Here is a 15,825-nt window from a genome sequence, read left to right as displayed (position 1 = left end):
GTCAACCCCACCAGCCGAAGGAAACAGACAATGGCCACGATCCTTTCGCTCAAGGGTGTCTCCAAGTCCTATAAGGGACAGAACGGCGGCGTCACGCAAGTGCTCGACGGCATCGACCTCGACGTTGAGGAGGGCGAATTCATCGCCATCCTCGGCTTCTCGGGCGCAGGCAAGACGACCCTGATCTCATCGATCGCCGGCCTGATCGAACCCGATGCGGGCGATATCCTGCTGCACGGCAAGCAGATCGACGGGCCTGACAAGGACCGAGGTCTGGTCTTCCAGTCCTATTCGCTGTTTCCCTGGCTGACTGTCGAGAAGAACGTCGCGCTTGCCGTCGATGCCGTCCACAAGGACCGCAGCAAGCAGGACCGTGCGGCGCTGGTGAAGCAGAAGATCGAACTGGTCGGGCTGGGCCATGCGATGGACCGCAAGCCGGCCCAGCTTTCCGGTGGCATGCGTCAGCGCGTCTCGGTGGCCCGCGCGCTGGCCATGGAGCCGGAGATCCTCCTGCTCGACGAACCGCTTTCCGCGCTCGACGCACTGACCCGCTCCAAGCTCCAGGATGAGATCGAGCGGATCCGCAAGGAAGAAAAGCGCACCATCATCCTCGTTACCAACGATGTCGACGAGGCTCTCCTGCTGGCCGATCGGGTCGCGATCCTGACGCCTGCGCCTGCCGCCACCATCGGGCGGATCTTCGATGTCGATGTGCCGCGCCCGCGCGATCGCGAGGCGGTGAACGACGATCATCACTTCCAGTCGCTGCGCAAGCAGATTGTCGCCTATCTCGGCAAGCTCAACGAGCAGGGTTCCAGCGTCGGCGAAAGCTCGGTCGAACTGCCCGAAGTGGTGCCGCTGGACCTGTTCGCCGGCAAGGAGGCCGAGCTTCCCGCCGCTTACACGCAAGCGGCGAAATCCGCGGTCGAGCGGCGCTACATGGAGTTCTACAAGCTCCACAAGGTCTACCCGACGCCGAAGGGGCCGCTAACCGTCGTCGAGGATTTCAACCTGCTGATGGACAAGGGCGAATTCATCTCGCTCATCGGTCACTCGGGCTGCGGCAAGTCGACCGTGCTGACGATGGCGGCCGGCCTCAACGAGATCAGCAAGGGCGGCATCATTCTCGACAACCGCGAGGTGGACGTTGCCGGCCCGGACAAGGCGGTGGTCTTCCAGGCGCCGAGCCTGATGCCCTGGCTGACCGCGCGCCAGAACGTCGCGCTGGGCGTCGAGCGGGTCTATCCGCATGCATCCAAGGCCGAGCGCCGGGATATCGTGGACTATTACCTCGACCGCGTCGGCCTTGCCGATGCCAAGGAGAAGATGGCAGCCGAGATGTCCAACGGCATGCGCCAGCGCGTCGGTATCGCCCGGGCATTTGCGCTCTCGCCGCGCCTGCTGCTGCTCGATGAGCCTTTCGGGATGCTCGACAGCCTAACGCGCTGGGACCTGCAGGACGTGCTGGTCGAGACCTGGAACCGCACCAAGGTCACCGCGATCATGGTCACCCACGATGTCGACGAGGCGATCCTGCTGGCCGACCGCGTGGTGATGATGACCAATGGCCCGCAGGCCACCATCGGCAAGATACTCAAGGTCGACCTGCCGCGCCCGCGCGATCGCAAGGCGCTGCTCGATCATCCCAAGTTCTACCAATACCGACAGGAAGTGCTGCACTTCCTGGCCGAATACGATCACGGACCGGCGGCAAAGGCCGCCTGAAACAAGTGAGGCCGCACGCGCGCAAAGCGCGGCGGCCTCGAACGCGCGCGCTCATGAGGGGCGGCGACGGGCAATGGCGCCCGTTCGTCCGACGCGCACTGCGGATCGCACGGTTCGCGCAGGGAGAGGGTCATAGCGGCGGGCAACGGCGTCTGCCTTCGTTCCTATTCGGAAGGGGCGCCCGGGGGGGTGCCCGTGGAGGCTCACGCATATGAAAAAGACATTCTCGCTTGCTGCTCTCGCCGCCACTGTCGCCACGCTGGGCCTTGCCGCGCCCGCACAGGCCAAGGCCGGCGATCCGGTCAAGGTCAGCGACGACGTTACCATCGACCCGATCATCGACGGGGTCCTGCGCTACGAACATGTCGACCAGGACGACATCGACCTCGATGCCGACGCCGTGACCATGCGCCTGCGCGCGGGTGCCGAAGTGACCACCCACGGCCTTTCGCTGTTGGCCGAAGGAGAGGGCACACTGGCGATCGTCGACCACTACAACGACACCATTCCCGGCAATAACGGATATCTGGGCGCAGAACCCTATTCGGTCGTGGCCGACCCGCAGAACATCGAACTCAACCGCCTGCAGGTGGCTTATGCTGCCAAGGGCAGCAAGGTTACGATCGGGCGCCAGCGCATCATTCTCGATGATGCCCGCTTCGTCGGCAATGTCGGCTGGCGCCAGAACGAGCAGACATTCGATGCGGTCCGCGCCGAGACCAGGATCGGCCCGGTGATGTTCGACGGCACTTACGCCATTTCGCAGCGCACGATCTTCGGTGCCGACAGCCCGAACGAATACTTCGACGGCGACATGTTCCTCGTCCAGGGTGGGCTGAACCTGAAAGTCGCCAAGGTGAAAGCCTTCGCCTACCTGCTCGATTACGACAGCCGCATCGCCTTCTCGAGCCAGACTTACGGCGTGCTCGCCAATGGCGCGATCCCGCTTGGCGATGCGTTCAAGCTGAACTTCTCGGCGACCTATGCGCGCCAGAGCGATTATAAGCTGAACCCGGTCAACTTTGCCGCGGACTATATCAACGCCGAGCTGGGCGCATCGATCATGGGCTTCGGCCTCAAGGCCGGCTACGAGGAGCTGGGTAGCGATGACGGCATTGCCGCCTTCCAGACCCCGCTGGCGACCGCCCATGCCTTCAACGGCTGGGCCGATCTGTTCCTGACCACGCCGGCGGCGGGTCTGCGCGACTATTACGGCGGTCTCGCCAAGAAGATCGGCGATGCCGGACCGCTCAAGGGCCTCAACGGTGCGGTCGTCTACCACAAGTTCGAAAGCGATTTCGGCAGCGTGAACTACGGCCAGGAGTGGGATGCCAGCCTTGGCTTCTCGATCAGGAACTACGCCGTGCTTCTCAAATACGCGAACTACGATGCCAAGAACTTCGGCAGCGATACCGAAAAGTTCTGGCTGCAATTGGCATTCAAGTACTGACCGACTTGAGGAGGGGGACTGGCTGCAGTTCAGGCATGGCTCCGGACGTGCCGAAGCAGGGCCCGGACTGCAGCCGGAACCGAACGATTTCAAACGAAGGAAAAGTCTAGCGTACGCATTGGACCTTTTATCTGGCAACGGGGAGTATTCGTAGATGGCATATCTTGCGCCTTCAGAATTTGTCACCAAGCTGATCGACGCCGGTGAATCGAAGATCATGATGTCGACCAAGGACACGCTGGTCCGCGCCTACATGGCCGGTGCCACGCTGGCCCTTGCTGCGGCTTTTGCCGTGACGATCAATGTCCAGACCGGCCAGCCGCTGGCTGGTGCCGTCCTGTTCCCGGTCGGCTTCTGCATGCTCTATCTGCTCGGATACGACCTGTTGACCGGTGTATTCGTGCTGGCGCCGCTCGCGGTGTGGGACAAACGTCCCGGCTGCAATTGGTCGGGTGTCCTGCGCAACTGGGGGCTCGTCTTCACCGGCAACTTCGCCGGGGCGCTGACGACGGCCGTGCTCATGGCCATCTACTTCACGTACGGCTTCGCGGCCGAGCCGAGCGAAGTGGGCATGAAGCTGGCCGGTACGGGCGTTGCGCGCACGGTGGGTTACGCCGAGTACGGCATGGCCGGCTGGCTGACGATCTTCGTGCGCGGCATGCTGTGCAACTGGATGGTCTCGACCGGCGTCGTCGGTGCCCAGATCTCGACCACCGTGTCGGGCAAGGTCATCGCGATGTGGATGCCGATCATGCTGTTCTTCTACATGGTCTTCGAACACTCGATCGTGAACATGTTCCTGTTCCCGACCGCACTGATGCTCGGCGGTGACTTCACTGTCGGCGACTACTTCTGGTGGAACGAGATTCCGACCGTCCTGGGCAACCTGGTCGGCGGCCTGACTTTCACCGGCCTCATGCTTTACACCACGCATGCCCGCACCGGTGCGAAGCGCGTGGTCAAGATGGCAGCCTGAGCTATCCCTCTGGCTGCATTCGATCGGGAGGGGCCCAGCAAACCCTCCCGATCCCTTTTGCGATCACCTGAACCTGCCGCAGGCGAGGACGGATCCTTGCGAAACCAGCTTGCCGTGACAATCGGCCAGTATTCGACAGCCGGGATCAAGGAGGCGAACCAGGACTTCCATGGCGCCTTCGTTCCCGAGGGCGACGAACTGTGGACCAAGGGCGTGGCCCTGGCCCTCGCGGACGGGATCAGCACCAGTGTGCTGGGCGCAGCGGCAGCGGAAACCGCGGTAAAATCATTCCTGACCGACTATTTTGCAACGTCCGAAGCCTGGTCGGTCCAGACCAGCGCGGCCCGGGTGATATGCGCGACGAATTCCTGGATGCACGCGCAGAACCTGAAGGGGCATGGCAGGAACCTGACCGACGAGGAGCGGGAGCGCGGCATGGTCTGCACGCTCTCGGCGCTGATCCTCAAGTCGCGCTCGGCCTACGTCTTTCATATCGGCGATGCGCGTGTGGTGCGGGTCTCCGGCACTGCCCTCGAGCCGTTGACCGAACCGCATCGCGTCTGGCTGGGTGGCGGCCAGAGCTATCTCGCCCGCGCGCTCGGGATCGATCGGCGCGTCGAAATCGATCACCGCAAGGTGCCGGTTGCGAAGGGTGACACCTTCATCCTGACCAGCGACGGCGTTCATGACGTCCTGCCCGATTCCGCCTTCGTCGAGGCGGCGCGCGGAAAGGACCTCGACGCAGCGGCCCGTGCCTTGGCCGATGCTGCACTTGCTGCGGGCAGCGAGGACAACCTCACCGTCCAGATCCTTCGCGTGGACGACCTGCCGCAAAGCGATCCGGTCGATCTGGTCGGGGAAGAGGCAGCCCTGCCGCCTGCGCCGCATTTGACTGCCGGGCATGACTTCGATGGTTTCACGATCCTGCGCGAACTCCATGCCGGGCATCGCAGCCACGTCTATCTCGCGCGCGATGGTGAGACCGGGCAGCTGGTGGCGATCAAGGTACCGTCGACCGAAAGCGGTGCCGACCCGGTCGAACTGCGCCGCCTCATGCTGGAGGAATGGATCGCGCGGCGCGTCAGGAATACACATGTGCTGGGCGCGCCGCCCGCGCGTGCTTCGCGCCGTCACGCCTATGCCGTGACCCATTTTCTCGAAGGCGCGACGCTGGAGGACTGGGTCCGTTTTCAGCCCGGGACCGATCTTGCGGCGATACGCTCGATCGTGAAGCAGGTGGCATCGGGCCTGCAGGCGCTTCACCGCATGGAAATCCTTCATCGCGACTTGCGCCCCGCCAATGTCGTCATTGATCGTGAGGGGACGGCCCGGATCATCGATTTCGGCTCCGCACTTGTGGCCGGGCTCGACGAACTGGCGCCGCGCGCCGACGATGCGATGTTTGCCGGAACCATGCAGTTTACCGCGCCGGAAATTTGGCTGGGTGCTCCTGCAAGCCGGAAGTCCGATCTGTGGTCGCTTGGCGCGATTGCCTATTTCATGCTGACCCGCAGCCTGCCGTATGGGGCGCGTCTCAGCGCGGCGCAGACCCGGGCGGCGCAGAGGAAGTTGGCCTATATCCCGGCGAGCGAGATCAATCCTGAAGTGCCCGAATGGATGGATGCGGCGTTGGCACGCGCGCTCGCGCTCGATCCGGCGGATCGCTACGAAGAGCTGTCCGAATTCATTTACGACATCGCCCATCCCAATACCGCGCTCGCCGCGCCGCCGCCGCGACCCTGGCTGGCGCGCCGACCGGAACGCCTGTGGCAGGCGATCAGCACCGCTCTGGCGCTCGCCCTTGCATTGTCCATCGCCACCCGCGGTAGCGAGCGTGAGCCGGGCGGCGGACATGGAGCCACCAGTAGAGTTTCCACCCCCAGAACCGAGGAGATCCCGGAATGATGACCAAGGCCGATGTCACCGACATGATCTATGAAAAGAAGCGCGCAGGCGGTGTGACCTGGGCGCAGATCGCCGAGATGGCGGGCCTGCAGGAAGTTTTCGTGACATCCGCATGCCTCGGCATGAATTCGCTTCCGCGCGAGAGTGCCGACAAGGTCGCGACCGGCCTGGGCCTGCCGCAGGAGGCGGCAGTCGTGCTCGCCGAATATCCCAAGAAGATGTTCGAGATGACGGTGCCGACCGACCCATGCATCTACCGCTTCTACGAGATCGTCGGTGTCTATGGCGAAACGCTGAAGGAGCTGATCCAGGAGAAGGGCGGCGACGGGATCATGAGCGCGATCGACTTCGACATGACCGTGGAGAAGATACCCAACGAGAAGGGCGATCGCATCGAAGTGAAGATGTCTGGCAAGTTCCTGCCCTACAAGAGCTGGTAGGCGGGTTCGGATACTCTCCCGTCACGCTGAACCCGTTTCGGCATCCGGTACGCTTGCCGCCCCTTCCTGCGCGCCTGCCGACGCAGGAAGGGGCGGCGAGTTATAACCTTATGACATTGAACGTAATTTATTCTTTTCCTGCTGCACTGCAAAAAAGCGTCTTGCGCCGCACACGGCGAATCGGTTAAACACCCAGCAGCGAGAAAGCGTCCGTCCAGCGTTGGACGAATTGAGCGCCTCGCCTTCAGATTTACAGACGCGTGGCAACGACGCCGCCCGTACCTTTCCCGAATGGGAACAGGCACGAGGCGGTTTTTTTGTGTGCGCGTTGCGAACGGAGACGTGACGTGAATGCACCGATGAACTTCGAGAAGGGCGACCTTCCCGGCCAGGTCCGGGAAAGGCTCGTGGTGATCGGCAACGGCATGGCGGGTTGCCGCGCTGTCGAGGAGATCCTTGCGCGCGATCCCAATCGCTTCGACATCACCATCTTCGGCGCCGAGCCGCGGGTGAACTACAACCGCATCATGCTCTCGCCGGTTCTGGCCGGTGAGAAGACCTTCGACGAAATCGTCATCAATACCCAGCAATGGTACGATGAAAACGGCATTACGCTGATTTCGGGCGACAAGGTCGATCACATCGACCGCGCAGCAATGACCGTGATTTCGGCGTCGGGCCGGGCCGAACCCTACGACAGGCTGCTGATCGCCACCGGCTCCGACCCCTTTATCATTCCGGTGCCGGGCAAGGACCTCGAAGGCGTCGTCACTTTCCGCGACCTGGATGACGTCGACAAGATGCTGCACGCCGCGGAAGCTGGCAATGCCAAGGGCGGGGGCAACGCCGTCGTCATCGGCGGCGGCCTGCTCGGCCTCGAAGCGGCGCACGGCCTCTCGCTGCGCGGGATGAAGGTCACGGTCATCCACCTCATGCCCACGCTGATGGAACGCCAGCTCGACGAAGCGGCCGGCTGGCTGCTCAAGACCGAACTGGAACGTCGCGGCCAGACCATCCTGACCGGCGCGAATACCAAGGAGATCCTCGGCAAGGACGGCAAGGTCGCCGCCGTCATGCTGGACGACGGCACCGAGATCGCGGCCGACATCGTCGTCATGGCCGTCGGCATCCGCCCCGCGACCGGCCTTGCCCGCGCCGCCGGGCTTGAGGTCGAGCGCGGCATCATGGTCGACGACCACATGGTCACGTCCGATCCGGCCATCCTTTCCGTCGGCGAATGCGTCCAGCACCGCGGCATGTGCTACGGCCTCGTTGCGCCGCTGTGGGACATGTGCCGTGCCCTGGCCGACTACGTCACCGAAAGCCCGACCGGCTACGAAGGCTCGGTCACGTCGACCAAGCTCAAGGTCTCGGGCATCGACCTGTTCTCGGCCGGCGACTTCTCCGGCGGCGAGGACTGCGAAGACATCGTCATGCGCGATGCCTCGCGCGGCGTTTACAAGCGCGTCATCGTCAAGGACAACAAGGTCCTGGGCGCGGTACTCTATGGCGATACCGCCGACGGCTCCTGGTACTTCGACCTGATGAAGAAGGGCGAGGACGTTTCCGAGATCCGTGAGGCGCTGATCTTCGGCCAGGCCTTCGCGTCCGGGGGTGCGCTCGCGGACCCTAATGCTGCCGTTGCTGCCCTCTCGGACGATGCCGAGATCTGCGGTTGCAACGGCGTTTCCAAGGGCGCTGTCGTTCAGTGCATCGTCGGCGGGGCGCACTCGCTCGACGCTGTGCGCAGCGGCTGCAAGGCATCGGCTTCGTGCGGTTCGTGCACCGGCCTCGTCGAGAGCCTGCTGGCGGTAACGCTGGGCGGTGAGGTCGAGAGCGGCCCCAGGACCATGTGCAAGTGCACCAGCTTCACGCACGACGACGTGCGCAATCTGATCGTCGAAAAACAGCTCAAGGTCATTCCCGAGGTCATGCAGGAACTGCACTGGACGACGCCCGACGGCTGCGCCTCGTGCCGGCCTGCGCTCAATTACTATCTGCTTTGCGCCTGGCCGGGCGAATACGAAGACGACCAGAAGAGCCGCTTCGTCAACGAACGCCTGCACGCCAATATCCAGAAGGACGGCACCTATTCGGTCGTCCCGCGCATGTGGGGCGGGCTTACCAACCCAACCGAACTGCGCGCGATTGCCGATGTCGTGGAGAAGTACAACGCGCCGATGGTCAAGGTGACCGGTGGCCAGCGCCTCGACATCTTCGGCATCAAGAAGGAAGACCTGCCTGCCGTCTGGGCCGACCTCAATGCGGCCGGAATGGTATCGGGCCACGCCTACGGCAAGTCGCTGCGCACGGTGAAGACCTGCGTCGGATCGGAATGGTGCCGCTTCGGCACGCAGGATTCGACCGGGCTTGGCGTCAAGATCGAGAGGATGACCTGGGGCTCGTGGATGCCGCACAAGTTCAAGATCGCCGTCAGCGGTTGCCCGCGCAATTGCGCCGAGGCGACGATCAAGGACTTCGGCGTCATTTGCGTCGACTCCGGCTACGAACTGCACATCGCCGGTAACGGCGGCATCAAGGTCCGCGCGACCGACCTGCTCTGCAAGGTCGAAAGCGAGGAAGATGCGCTCGAGATGTGCGCTGCCTTCATTCAGCTCTACCGGGAGGAAGCGCATTATCTCGAGCGCACGGCACCCTGGGTCGAACGGGTCGGGCTCGATTACGTGAAGGACAGGCTGGCCGAGGACGGCGCCGTCAGGGCCTATGCCGCCCGCTTCCTCTATTCGCAGCAGTTCATGCAGGACGATCCCTGGGCCAAGCGGGCCTCGGGCGAACGCAAGGACCTGCACGCCCACATCGCCACCGTGCGTCCGATGGACACGGCCCTGGAACTGGAGAAGGCATAATGATCGGCGAATGGCTTGATATCGGTCCGATCTCGCAGATCGAAGCCGGCACCGCGCGCACCCTGCCGGTCGAAGGCGGCGAGGAAATCGCGGTGTTCCACACGATGCGCAATGAGTTCTTCGCGCTGCGCAACAAGTGCCCGCACAAGCAGGGCCCGCTCAGCCAGGGTATCGTTCATGGCGACGTCGTGACTTGCCCGCTGCACAACTGGAACATCTCGCTGCGTAGCGGCAAGGCGCTGGGCGACGACGAAGGCTGCGTTCCGACCATTCCGCTCAGGGTCGATGCAGGGCGCATCTATCTCCTGCGTTCTGCCGTGATTGGCACAGGCGCGACGGACGCTGCCCAGACCCGGGCGGCGGCCTGATTGCCATGAAGGTGATCCGCACGACTTGCGCCTATTGCGGGGTAGGCTGCGGTGTCACTGCCCAGGTTTCCGGCGATGGTGATCGGGGGGTCGCCATCGTCGGGGATCGGCAACATCCGGCGAACGACGGCCGGCTCTGTTCCAAGGGAACGCACCTTGGCGAGACGGTGGGGCTCGAAGGTCGCCTGCTCAGGCCGATGATCGGCGATAGCGCGGCAAGCTGGGATGATGCCCTCGATCTCGTCGCCGACCGGATGACCGACTGCATCGCCCAACACGGGCCGGACAGCGTCGCCTTCTATGTCTCCGGACAGTTGCTCACCGAGGACTACTACGTCGCCAACAAGCTGATGAAGGGCTTCGTGGGCAGCGGCAATATCGATACCAATTCCCGGCTTTGCATGGCGAGCGCCGTGGCCGCGCACAACCGAGCCTTCGGCGAGGACGTGGTGCCGTGCTCCTACGAGGATCTCGACGCGACCGACCTTATCCTGCTGGTCGGCTCGAACACTGCCTGGTGCCACCCGGTCGTGTGGCAGCGCATCGAGAAGACCCGCGAGCGGCGCGGGACCAAGATCGTGGTCATCGACCCGCGCCGGACCGAAACGGCCGAGCAGGCCGACCTTCACGTGCCGATCGCGCCCGACGGCGATACTGCCCTGTTCAATGCCCTGCTGGCCGAGATGAAGCGGCGCGGCAAGCTCGACCAGACCTTCCTGCGCGAGCGGGTAGAGGCAGACGAGGGATTCTGGGATGGGCTCGACTGCGATCCCGGCGTCACCGCGGGCCTTTTCGCCAAGCTCTGCAATCTCGTCGCCGAGCATCCGCGCATGGTCACCCTGTTCAGCCAGGGAGCGAACCAGTCGGTGGGCGGCACCGACAAGGGCAATGCGATCATCAACTTCCACCTCGCGACAGGCCGGATCAACCGGATCGGCGCGGGGCCGTTCAGCATCACCGGCCAGCCCAATGCGATGGGTGGTCGCGAGGTGGGAGGACTGGCCAATATGCTTGCGTGCCATCTCGGTTTTTCCGAGCAGGAGCGCGATGACGTATCGGCCTACTGGAACGCGCCGAACATCTGCGCCGGTCCCGGCCTCAAGGCGGTCGACATGTTCCGGGCGATCCATCAGGGCAAGATCAGGTTTCTGTGGGTCATGGCGACCAATCCGGCAGTCTCGATGCCCGACAGCCACTTCGTGCGAGAGGCGCTTGCACGTTGTCCGACCGTGGTCGTTTCCGACATCATCGCCGATACTGACACGGCCAGGTTCGCCCATGTTCGCCTGCCTGCGCACGGCTGGGGCGAAAAGGACGGCACCGTCACCAATTCCGAACGCCGCGTCAGCCGCCAGCGCGCGCTGTTTCCTGCGCCGGGAGAGACCCGCGCCGACTGGAAGATCATGACCGATGTCGCCGCGCGGATGGGCTGGGGCGAAAGCTTCGCCTGGGACAAGCCCGCAGAGATCTTTCGCGAATACGCCTTGATGACGGCGCTGGCCAAGGCGCGCGGCAAGGTTCTAGACCTCACTCCGCACGCCAGGGTTAGCGACGAAGAATACGAAGCGATGGAGCCGTTCCAGTGGGGCGGCGAGCGGCCAATGGCCTGGCGCTTTCCTACCGCCAGCGGCAGGGCGAGGCTTGTATCCGTGCGGCCGCCGGTACCGGTGACAAGCGCCGGGTTCCCGCTGCGTCTCAATACGGCGCGCTATCGCGACCAATGGCACACGATGACGCGCACCGGCCTGTCGCCCACGCTCTCGCAGCACCGGCCCGAGCCTCTGCTGGAAGTGCATCCTGCCGATGCCGAAGCGCTCGATCTCGTCGATGGCGGCCTCGGCCGCGTCGAGACGGCGAGCGGATCGGCGGTCTATCGGATTCAGGTGTCGACGGGGCAGCGACGGGGGGAAGTCTGCGTGCCGATGCACTGGACCGACGCCATGGCCGGGGAAGGGCGCTCCAACCGTTTGCCTTCACAGGCGGTGGATCCCGTCTCCGGCCAACCCGGTTTCAAGAACGGCGCCGCGCGTGTGGTTGCCCTTTCGCCCGAGTGGCGGGCCTTCGTCGTGCGCGGTGACGTCATCGCGCCCGAGGGCCTGCTGTACTGGACCCGTTCGCGCATCAAGGCGGGCTGGCTCTATGAACTCGCGGGCGAGGGGGCAATCGACATCGGCGCGTTGCTGCCCGACGGCGAACGGCTGGAAGTCGCCGACATCGCGCGCGGCATGCGCCGCATCGCGGTGCGCGGGGAAGGGGGCTCGCTCGTTGCCGCAGCCTACCTCACCCGCTCGGGCGAACTTCCCGCGCGCGGATGGGTGGCCGAGCAGTTGGGCCTCGACGAGGCGAGCACGGCCGAGCTGCTCGCCGGACGCCCCAGTGCGCCCTTGCCCGATCGCGGTGCCATCGTCTGCGTCTGCCACGGCGTGGGCGAAAGGGACATCGAACTGGCGGTCAGCGAGGGTGCGGCGACGGTAGCCGAAGTGGGGGGCTGCACCCGTGCCGGCACCAATTGCGGATCGTGCCGTCCCGCTATCGCCCGATTGCTGGAAACCTGTTCGACGCTTGAAAGGGAAGCTGCAGAATGACCGATGTGTTCAAGGGGGACTTCCCGGCGGGATCGGTATGGCTGGTCGGTGCCGGCCCCGGCGATGCCGAATTGCTGACGCGCAAGGCCGAACGCCTGATCGGCGAGGCCAGCGTGGTCTTTTACGACGCGCTGGTCGGCCCCGAAATCCTCGAAATGGCTGCGCGTTCGGCGCGCCTCGTGCATGTCGGCAAGCGGTCCGGCCGCCATTCGAAGGATCAGGAGACGATCGACAAGCTGATCGTCGAAGCTGCGCTGCAGGGTGAAAAAGTCGTGCGTCTCAAGGGCGGCGATCCGGCGATCTTCGGCCGCGCCACCGAAGAACTCGACGCCTGCCGCGAGGCCGGGGTGACCGTGCGGATCTGCCCCGGCGTCACCGCGGCAAGCGCGGCGGCGGCAAGCCTTGGCGCTTCGCTGACCTTGCGCGGCCTCGCCCGCAAGCTGACGTTCGTGACCGCCCATGCCCGCGCCGGCGAGGAGCTCCAGCTCGACTGGTCGCGCCTTGCCGATCCCGAAGCGACACTGGCCGTTTACATGGGCAAGGCCGCAGCCCCGCAAGTCTCTGCCCGCCTGATCGAGGCCGGCCTACCCGCCGATACGCCGGTTGCGCTGGTGGAAAGTGCCAGCCTGCCGCGGGAGCGCCATTTCCATACCCGCCTCGACCTGCTCCCCCTCGCGGCCCGTACCGCGCTGGGCGACGGGCCCGCGCTGCTGCTGATCGGTCAGGCGATGGCCCGCCCGGAAGGCGTGGATGCCGCCGTTTCGGTACCGGAAGCCAAGGCGGCGATCTGAAGTCCGCTCAGTTAGCGGCATCCCCATGCAGACGGGGCGCCGCTGATGTCGCGCAAGCTGCGCGCTAGTCCTTCCACCCGTTCGCCTTGGCGGCTTTCTCCTGCTCGGCGTCGAGCGGTGCGCCCTTGGCCATGTCCTGCGCGGCGGCCATGAGTTCGGAATTGGCCGAGCCAGCCTGCCGGTATTGCGTGCCCTGCCGCGTCCCGCCGTTGATCGTGCGCTCGAGGACCCAGCCGCGATCGTCCTTGCAGGCTATCCCCGAAGTTCCGCCGGACGCGAAGACGCGGCAGTAGTCGCCGTCTCGGCGCTGAAAGCTCGTCAGGATCTGCAGCGATTCCTCCTCGCTGGCGGCAGCCAGTTGCGTGTCCAGCCCGCGTGCCAGCGTGCCCGAGGCCATAAGCGTGCCGTCGCGATCGGAGACCGAGCCCTTGAGCGTCAACTGGGTTCCCATGAACACGCCCAGCGCCAGCGATGCGGCAATGGCGACGCCCGTGCCCCAGCGCTGCATGAAGGGGCGTGCCCTGGCCGTTTCCCTGGCATCCTGTGCGGCCTTCTTCGCCTTTTCGGCGCGGGCAGCGGCAAGGCTTACGACCTTGCGTTCCTCGGCCTGCTTGTCCTCTTCGGCCGCGGTCGCGATCATCGCCTTCCAGGCATCGGGCACGGGTTCCTCGGCGACGGGATCGAGATGGCCGCGCAGGGCTGCCCGCAGCTTGCGTTCGGCATCGAGGCGCAAGGCGAGGTCGGGATCGGATGCGACAGCAGCTTCGATCCGGGCGGCGTCGACCGGCGAAAGCTCGCCATCGGCATAGGCCATCAGCTCTTCGTCGGTCACCTTCATGCCGCTTCTCCCAATTCGCGCAAAAGGGCTTCGCGCCCGCGTCCCAGCCGCGAGGTCAGCGTCCCTTGAGGGATGCCGAGGATGTCCGCGGCTTCCTTGTAGCCAAAGCCTTCGACCATCACGAGAACGACCGCCTCGCGCTGTTCTTCGGGCAGGCGCTGCAGGGCCCGCTCGACATTGCCGAGTTCCACGCGGTTCTCTGCGTCCCTGTCGCCGGGTACGCCCACATTCATGCCTTCGTCCTCATGGGCGAACGTCTGCGACCTGCGCGTTCTTGCCCTGACTTCGTCTATCCATTGGTTCCGCATGATCCTGTATACCCAAGCATCGAGCCGCGTGCCTTCCTGCCACTGCTGGCGGGCCTTGAGCGCCCGTTCGATCGTCTGTTGGCACAAGTCGTCGGCATCGGCACTGTCCTGCGTCAAACCGCGCGCAAACCGCCGCAATCGCGGCAGCAGCGCAGTGAGTTCCTCGCAGAAGCGTGTCATGCTCATCGAATTGCCTTGCCTGGGGATGAAACGGATGGACGGGAACGTTTCATCCCTGAGTGCTATCTTTTTTGTTATCGGACAAGACCATGATGACCCGGAACCTCAAACGATGCGCCCTTGTCTCGGCCGTGCTCCTGCTGGACGCAGGCCCGGCGCGTGCGCAACTGGGGCTGCCATTGCCCGGCGATCCGCTGGGTACACTGGGTCAGGTGACGCAGGATCTGGGCGACAGGGCCCGCGATGCGCTGGATCCGGTGCGCGATGTGGTGCGCAGTGCCCGCAGTCTTGCGCGGGAGCGGGTGCAGCGCCTGACCCGTTTTGCCCGCAATAACTCCGACACGGTGGAACTCGACGATACCGGTGCACCCGCGCGGCGCGGGGAAGTGCTGCTCGTCGATCCGGGCGACACAGACATCGCACTCGTCGGGAGCGAGGGTTATGGCGTGATCGAGCAGGGTACGATCGAGGGGCTCGACTTGACCTATGCACGGCTGTCGGTGCCCGAAGGTCGAGCGCTGGACAAGGCGATCCGGTCCTTGCGCAAGCTGCTTCCCGGGCGCGAGATCACTGCTGACCAGATACATTTTCCCTCCAACAGCGCGTCGAGCGTGGTAGGATCGTCCGCAGTGGGTGCAGGTTTGCCTCGCGGTGGTACCGTTGGCGTGATCGACGGCGGAATCGCCGGTTCCGACCGATTGGCCGGCCAGCGCGGATTTGCCGAAGGAGCGCCCAGGGCCAGCGAGCATGCTTCGGCGATTGCCTCGCTCCTCGCCGGGGCCGGGACGGCAAGGCTCTACGGCGCGGATGTCTATGGGGCCGATCCGGCCGGCGGAAATGCACTGGCGATCGCCAAGGCGATCGGCTGGATGCGTCAGAACGCAGTGCCGGTGGTCTCGATCAGTCTGGTCGGTCCGAAGAATGCGCTGCTCGCCAGGGCGATTGCCGCCGCGCGGGCGCACGGGATGGTCGTGGTCGCTGCCGTGGGCAATGACGGCGCCGCGGCGCCGCCGGCCTACCCGGCGAGTTACCCGGGTGTCATTGCCGTAACCGGGGTCGACGGCAAGGGACGGGTCCTGATCGAAGCGGGCAAGGCGCTGCATCTCGATTATGCGGCCCCGGGTGCCGACATGTCCGCGCTCGTGCCCGGCAAGGGACGCATGGCGCTGCGTGGCACGTCGTTTGCAGCGCCGCTGGCCGCGGCCCGGATCGCGGCCCGCTATCCGCGTCTCGGTAGCTCTGTATCGGCGTTGAAAATCGTTGATTCAGAAGCGGTCGATGGATCGATCCGGACTGGCCGCGGGGTGCTCTGCGGCACCTGCCGCAAGGGCGCCTGAGCAAGAGAATCGAAAAAATTTCCAAAAAAATCGACTCGGCGCGGATGAAAGGCAA

Annotated in this window: 12 protein-coding genes; 10 read left to right on the top strand and 2 right to left on the bottom strand. The window is 64.8% G+C overall.

All coding sequences use genetic code 11. From position 1 onward, the window contains the following. Positions 1 to 30 precede the first annotated feature (30 nt). The 9 genes from SPHV1_RS01620 to cobA all read left to right on the top strand — a co-directional run bounded on the left by SPHV1_RS01620 (position 31) and on the right by cobA (position 13,107). Positions 31 to 1,725 (top strand): ABC transporter ATP-binding protein, encoded by a 1,695-nt coding sequence (locus SPHV1_RS01620; RefSeq protein ID WP_054944373.1) that lies wholly within the window; start codon positions 31 to 33, stop codon positions 1,723 to 1,725. Between the two features lie 211 nt (positions 1,726 to 1,936). Further along, complete coding sequence (locus tag SPHV1_RS01615) at positions 1,937 to 3,175, top strand: alginate export family protein (RefSeq protein WP_054944372.1); 1,239 nt, start codon at positions 1,937 to 1,939, stop codon at positions 3,173 to 3,175. A 154-nt stretch (positions 3,176 to 3,329) separates the two neighbouring features. Further along, a complete protein-coding gene (locus SPHV1_RS01610; RefSeq protein WP_054944371.1) occupies positions 3,330 to 4,151 on the top strand; it encodes a formate/nitrite transporter family protein in 822 nt (273 codons plus the stop codon). Positions 4,152 to 4,247: 96 nt separating this feature from the next. Beyond that, a complete protein-coding gene (locus SPHV1_RS01605; protein ID WP_054944370.1) occupies positions 4,248 to 6,056 on the top strand; it encodes a bifunctional protein-serine/threonine kinase/phosphatase in 1,809 nt (602 codons plus the stop codon). Further along, entirely contained in the window at positions 6,056 to 6,496 is a 441-nt protein-coding gene (cynS, locus tag SPHV1_RS01600; protein WP_231634387.1) for a cyanase, read from the top strand. Before SPHV1_RS01605 ends, cynS begins: the two co-directional genes overlap by 1 nt. Positions 6,497 to 6,855: 359 nt before the next feature. Beyond that, complete coding sequence (gene nirB, locus SPHV1_RS01595) at positions 6,856 to 9,363, top strand: nitrite reductase large subunit NirB (protein ID WP_054944368.1); 2,508 nt, start codon at positions 6,856 to 6,858, stop codon at positions 9,361 to 9,363. After that, the gene (gene nirD / locus SPHV1_RS01590; RefSeq protein WP_054944367.1) at positions 9,363 to 9,731 is read left to right on the top strand and encodes a nitrite reductase small subunit NirD; all 369 of its coding nucleotides are present in this window, start codon (positions 9,363 to 9,365) and stop codon (positions 9,729 to 9,731) included. The genes nirB and nirD overlap by 1 nt, the downstream gene beginning before the upstream one ends. A gap of 5 nt (positions 9,732 to 9,736) precedes the next feature. Beyond that, entirely contained in the window at positions 9,737 to 12,316 is a 2,580-nt protein-coding gene (locus SPHV1_RS01585; protein ID WP_054944366.1) for a nitrate reductase, read from the top strand. Beyond that, positions 12,313 to 13,107: a uroporphyrinogen-III C-methyltransferase gene (gene cobA, locus SPHV1_RS01580; RefSeq protein WP_054944365.1), complete on the top strand. Its 795-nt coding sequence runs from the start codon at positions 12,313 to 12,315 to the stop codon at positions 13,105 to 13,107. The genes SPHV1_RS01585 and cobA overlap by 4 nt, the downstream gene beginning before the upstream one ends. Positions 13,108 to 13,171: 64 nt before the next feature. Here the strand turns inward: cobA and SPHV1_RS01575 are convergent, their stop codons facing one another. Then, a complete protein-coding gene (locus SPHV1_RS01575; RefSeq protein WP_054944364.1) occupies positions 13,172 to 13,945 on the bottom strand; it encodes a zf-HC2 domain-containing protein in 774 nt (257 codons plus the stop codon). Continuing rightward, positions 13,942 to 14,439, bottom strand: a complete 498-nt coding sequence (locus tag SPHV1_RS01570) for an RNA polymerase sigma factor (RefSeq protein ID WP_054944363.1) — start codon at positions 14,437 to 14,439, stop codon at positions 13,942 to 13,944. The genes SPHV1_RS01575 and SPHV1_RS01570 overlap by 4 nt, the downstream gene beginning before the upstream one ends. Positions 14,440 to 14,522: 83 nt before the next feature. Between SPHV1_RS01570 and SPHV1_RS01565 the strand changes: the two genes are divergently transcribed. Beyond that, positions 14,523 to 15,770 (top strand): S8 family serine peptidase, encoded by a 1,248-nt coding sequence (locus tag SPHV1_RS01565; protein WP_054944362.1) that lies wholly within the window; start codon positions 14,523 to 14,525, stop codon positions 15,768 to 15,770. Positions 15,771 to 15,825: the final 55 nt, after the last annotated feature.

The sequence above is a fragment of the Novosphingobium sp. KN65.2 genome (genome assembly GCF_001368935.1).
GTDB classification, from domain to species: domain Bacteria; phylum Pseudomonadota; class Alphaproteobacteria; order Sphingomonadales; family Sphingomonadaceae; genus Novosphingobium; species Novosphingobium mathurense.
Note: the sequence above shows the minus strand (reverse complement) of the source record. Positions and strands in the feature narration are given on the sequence as shown.

What these genes read in the sequence shown, in the direction of transcription:
- SPHV1_RS01575 (WP_054944364.1), bottom strand. Translation starts at nt 13,945, where the DNA reads ATGAAGGTGACCGACGAAGAGCTGATGGCCTATGCCGATGGCGAGCTT.
- SPHV1_RS01620 (WP_054944373.1), top strand. Translation starts at nt 31, where the DNA reads ATGGCCACGATCCTTTCGCTCAAGGGTGTCTCCAAGTCCTATAAGGGA.
- SPHV1_RS01610 (WP_054944371.1), top strand. Translation starts at nt 3,330, where the DNA reads ATGGCATATCTTGCGCCTTCAGAATTTGTCACCAAGCTGATCGACGCC.
- cobA (WP_054944365.1), top strand. Translation starts at nt 12,313, where the DNA reads ATGACCGATGTGTTCAAGGGGGACTTCCCGGCGGGATCGGTATGGCTG.
- SPHV1_RS01585 (WP_054944366.1), top strand. Translation starts at nt 9,737, where the DNA reads ATGAAGGTGATCCGCACGACTTGCGCCTATTGCGGGGTAGGCTGCGGT.
- SPHV1_RS01615 (WP_054944372.1), top strand. Translation starts at nt 1,937, where the DNA reads ATGAAAAAGACATTCTCGCTTGCTGCTCTCGCCGCCACTGTCGCCACG.
- cynS (WP_231634387.1), top strand. Translation starts at nt 6,056, where the DNA reads ATGACCAAGGCCGATGTCACCGACATGATCTATGAAAAGAAGCGCGCA.
- nirD (WP_054944367.1), top strand. Translation starts at nt 9,363, where the DNA reads ATGATCGGCGAATGGCTTGATATCGGTCCGATCTCGCAGATCGAAGCC.
- SPHV1_RS01570 (WP_054944363.1), bottom strand. Translation starts at nt 14,439, where the DNA reads ATGAGCATGACACGCTTCTGCGAGGAACTCACTGCGCTGCTGCCGCGA.
- nirB (WP_054944368.1), top strand. Translation starts at nt 6,856, where the DNA reads ATGAACTTCGAGAAGGGCGACCTTCCCGGCCAGGTCCGGGAAAGGCTC.
- SPHV1_RS01565 (WP_054944362.1), top strand. Translation starts at nt 14,523, where the DNA reads ATGATGACCCGGAACCTCAAACGATGCGCCCTTGTCTCGGCCGTGCTC.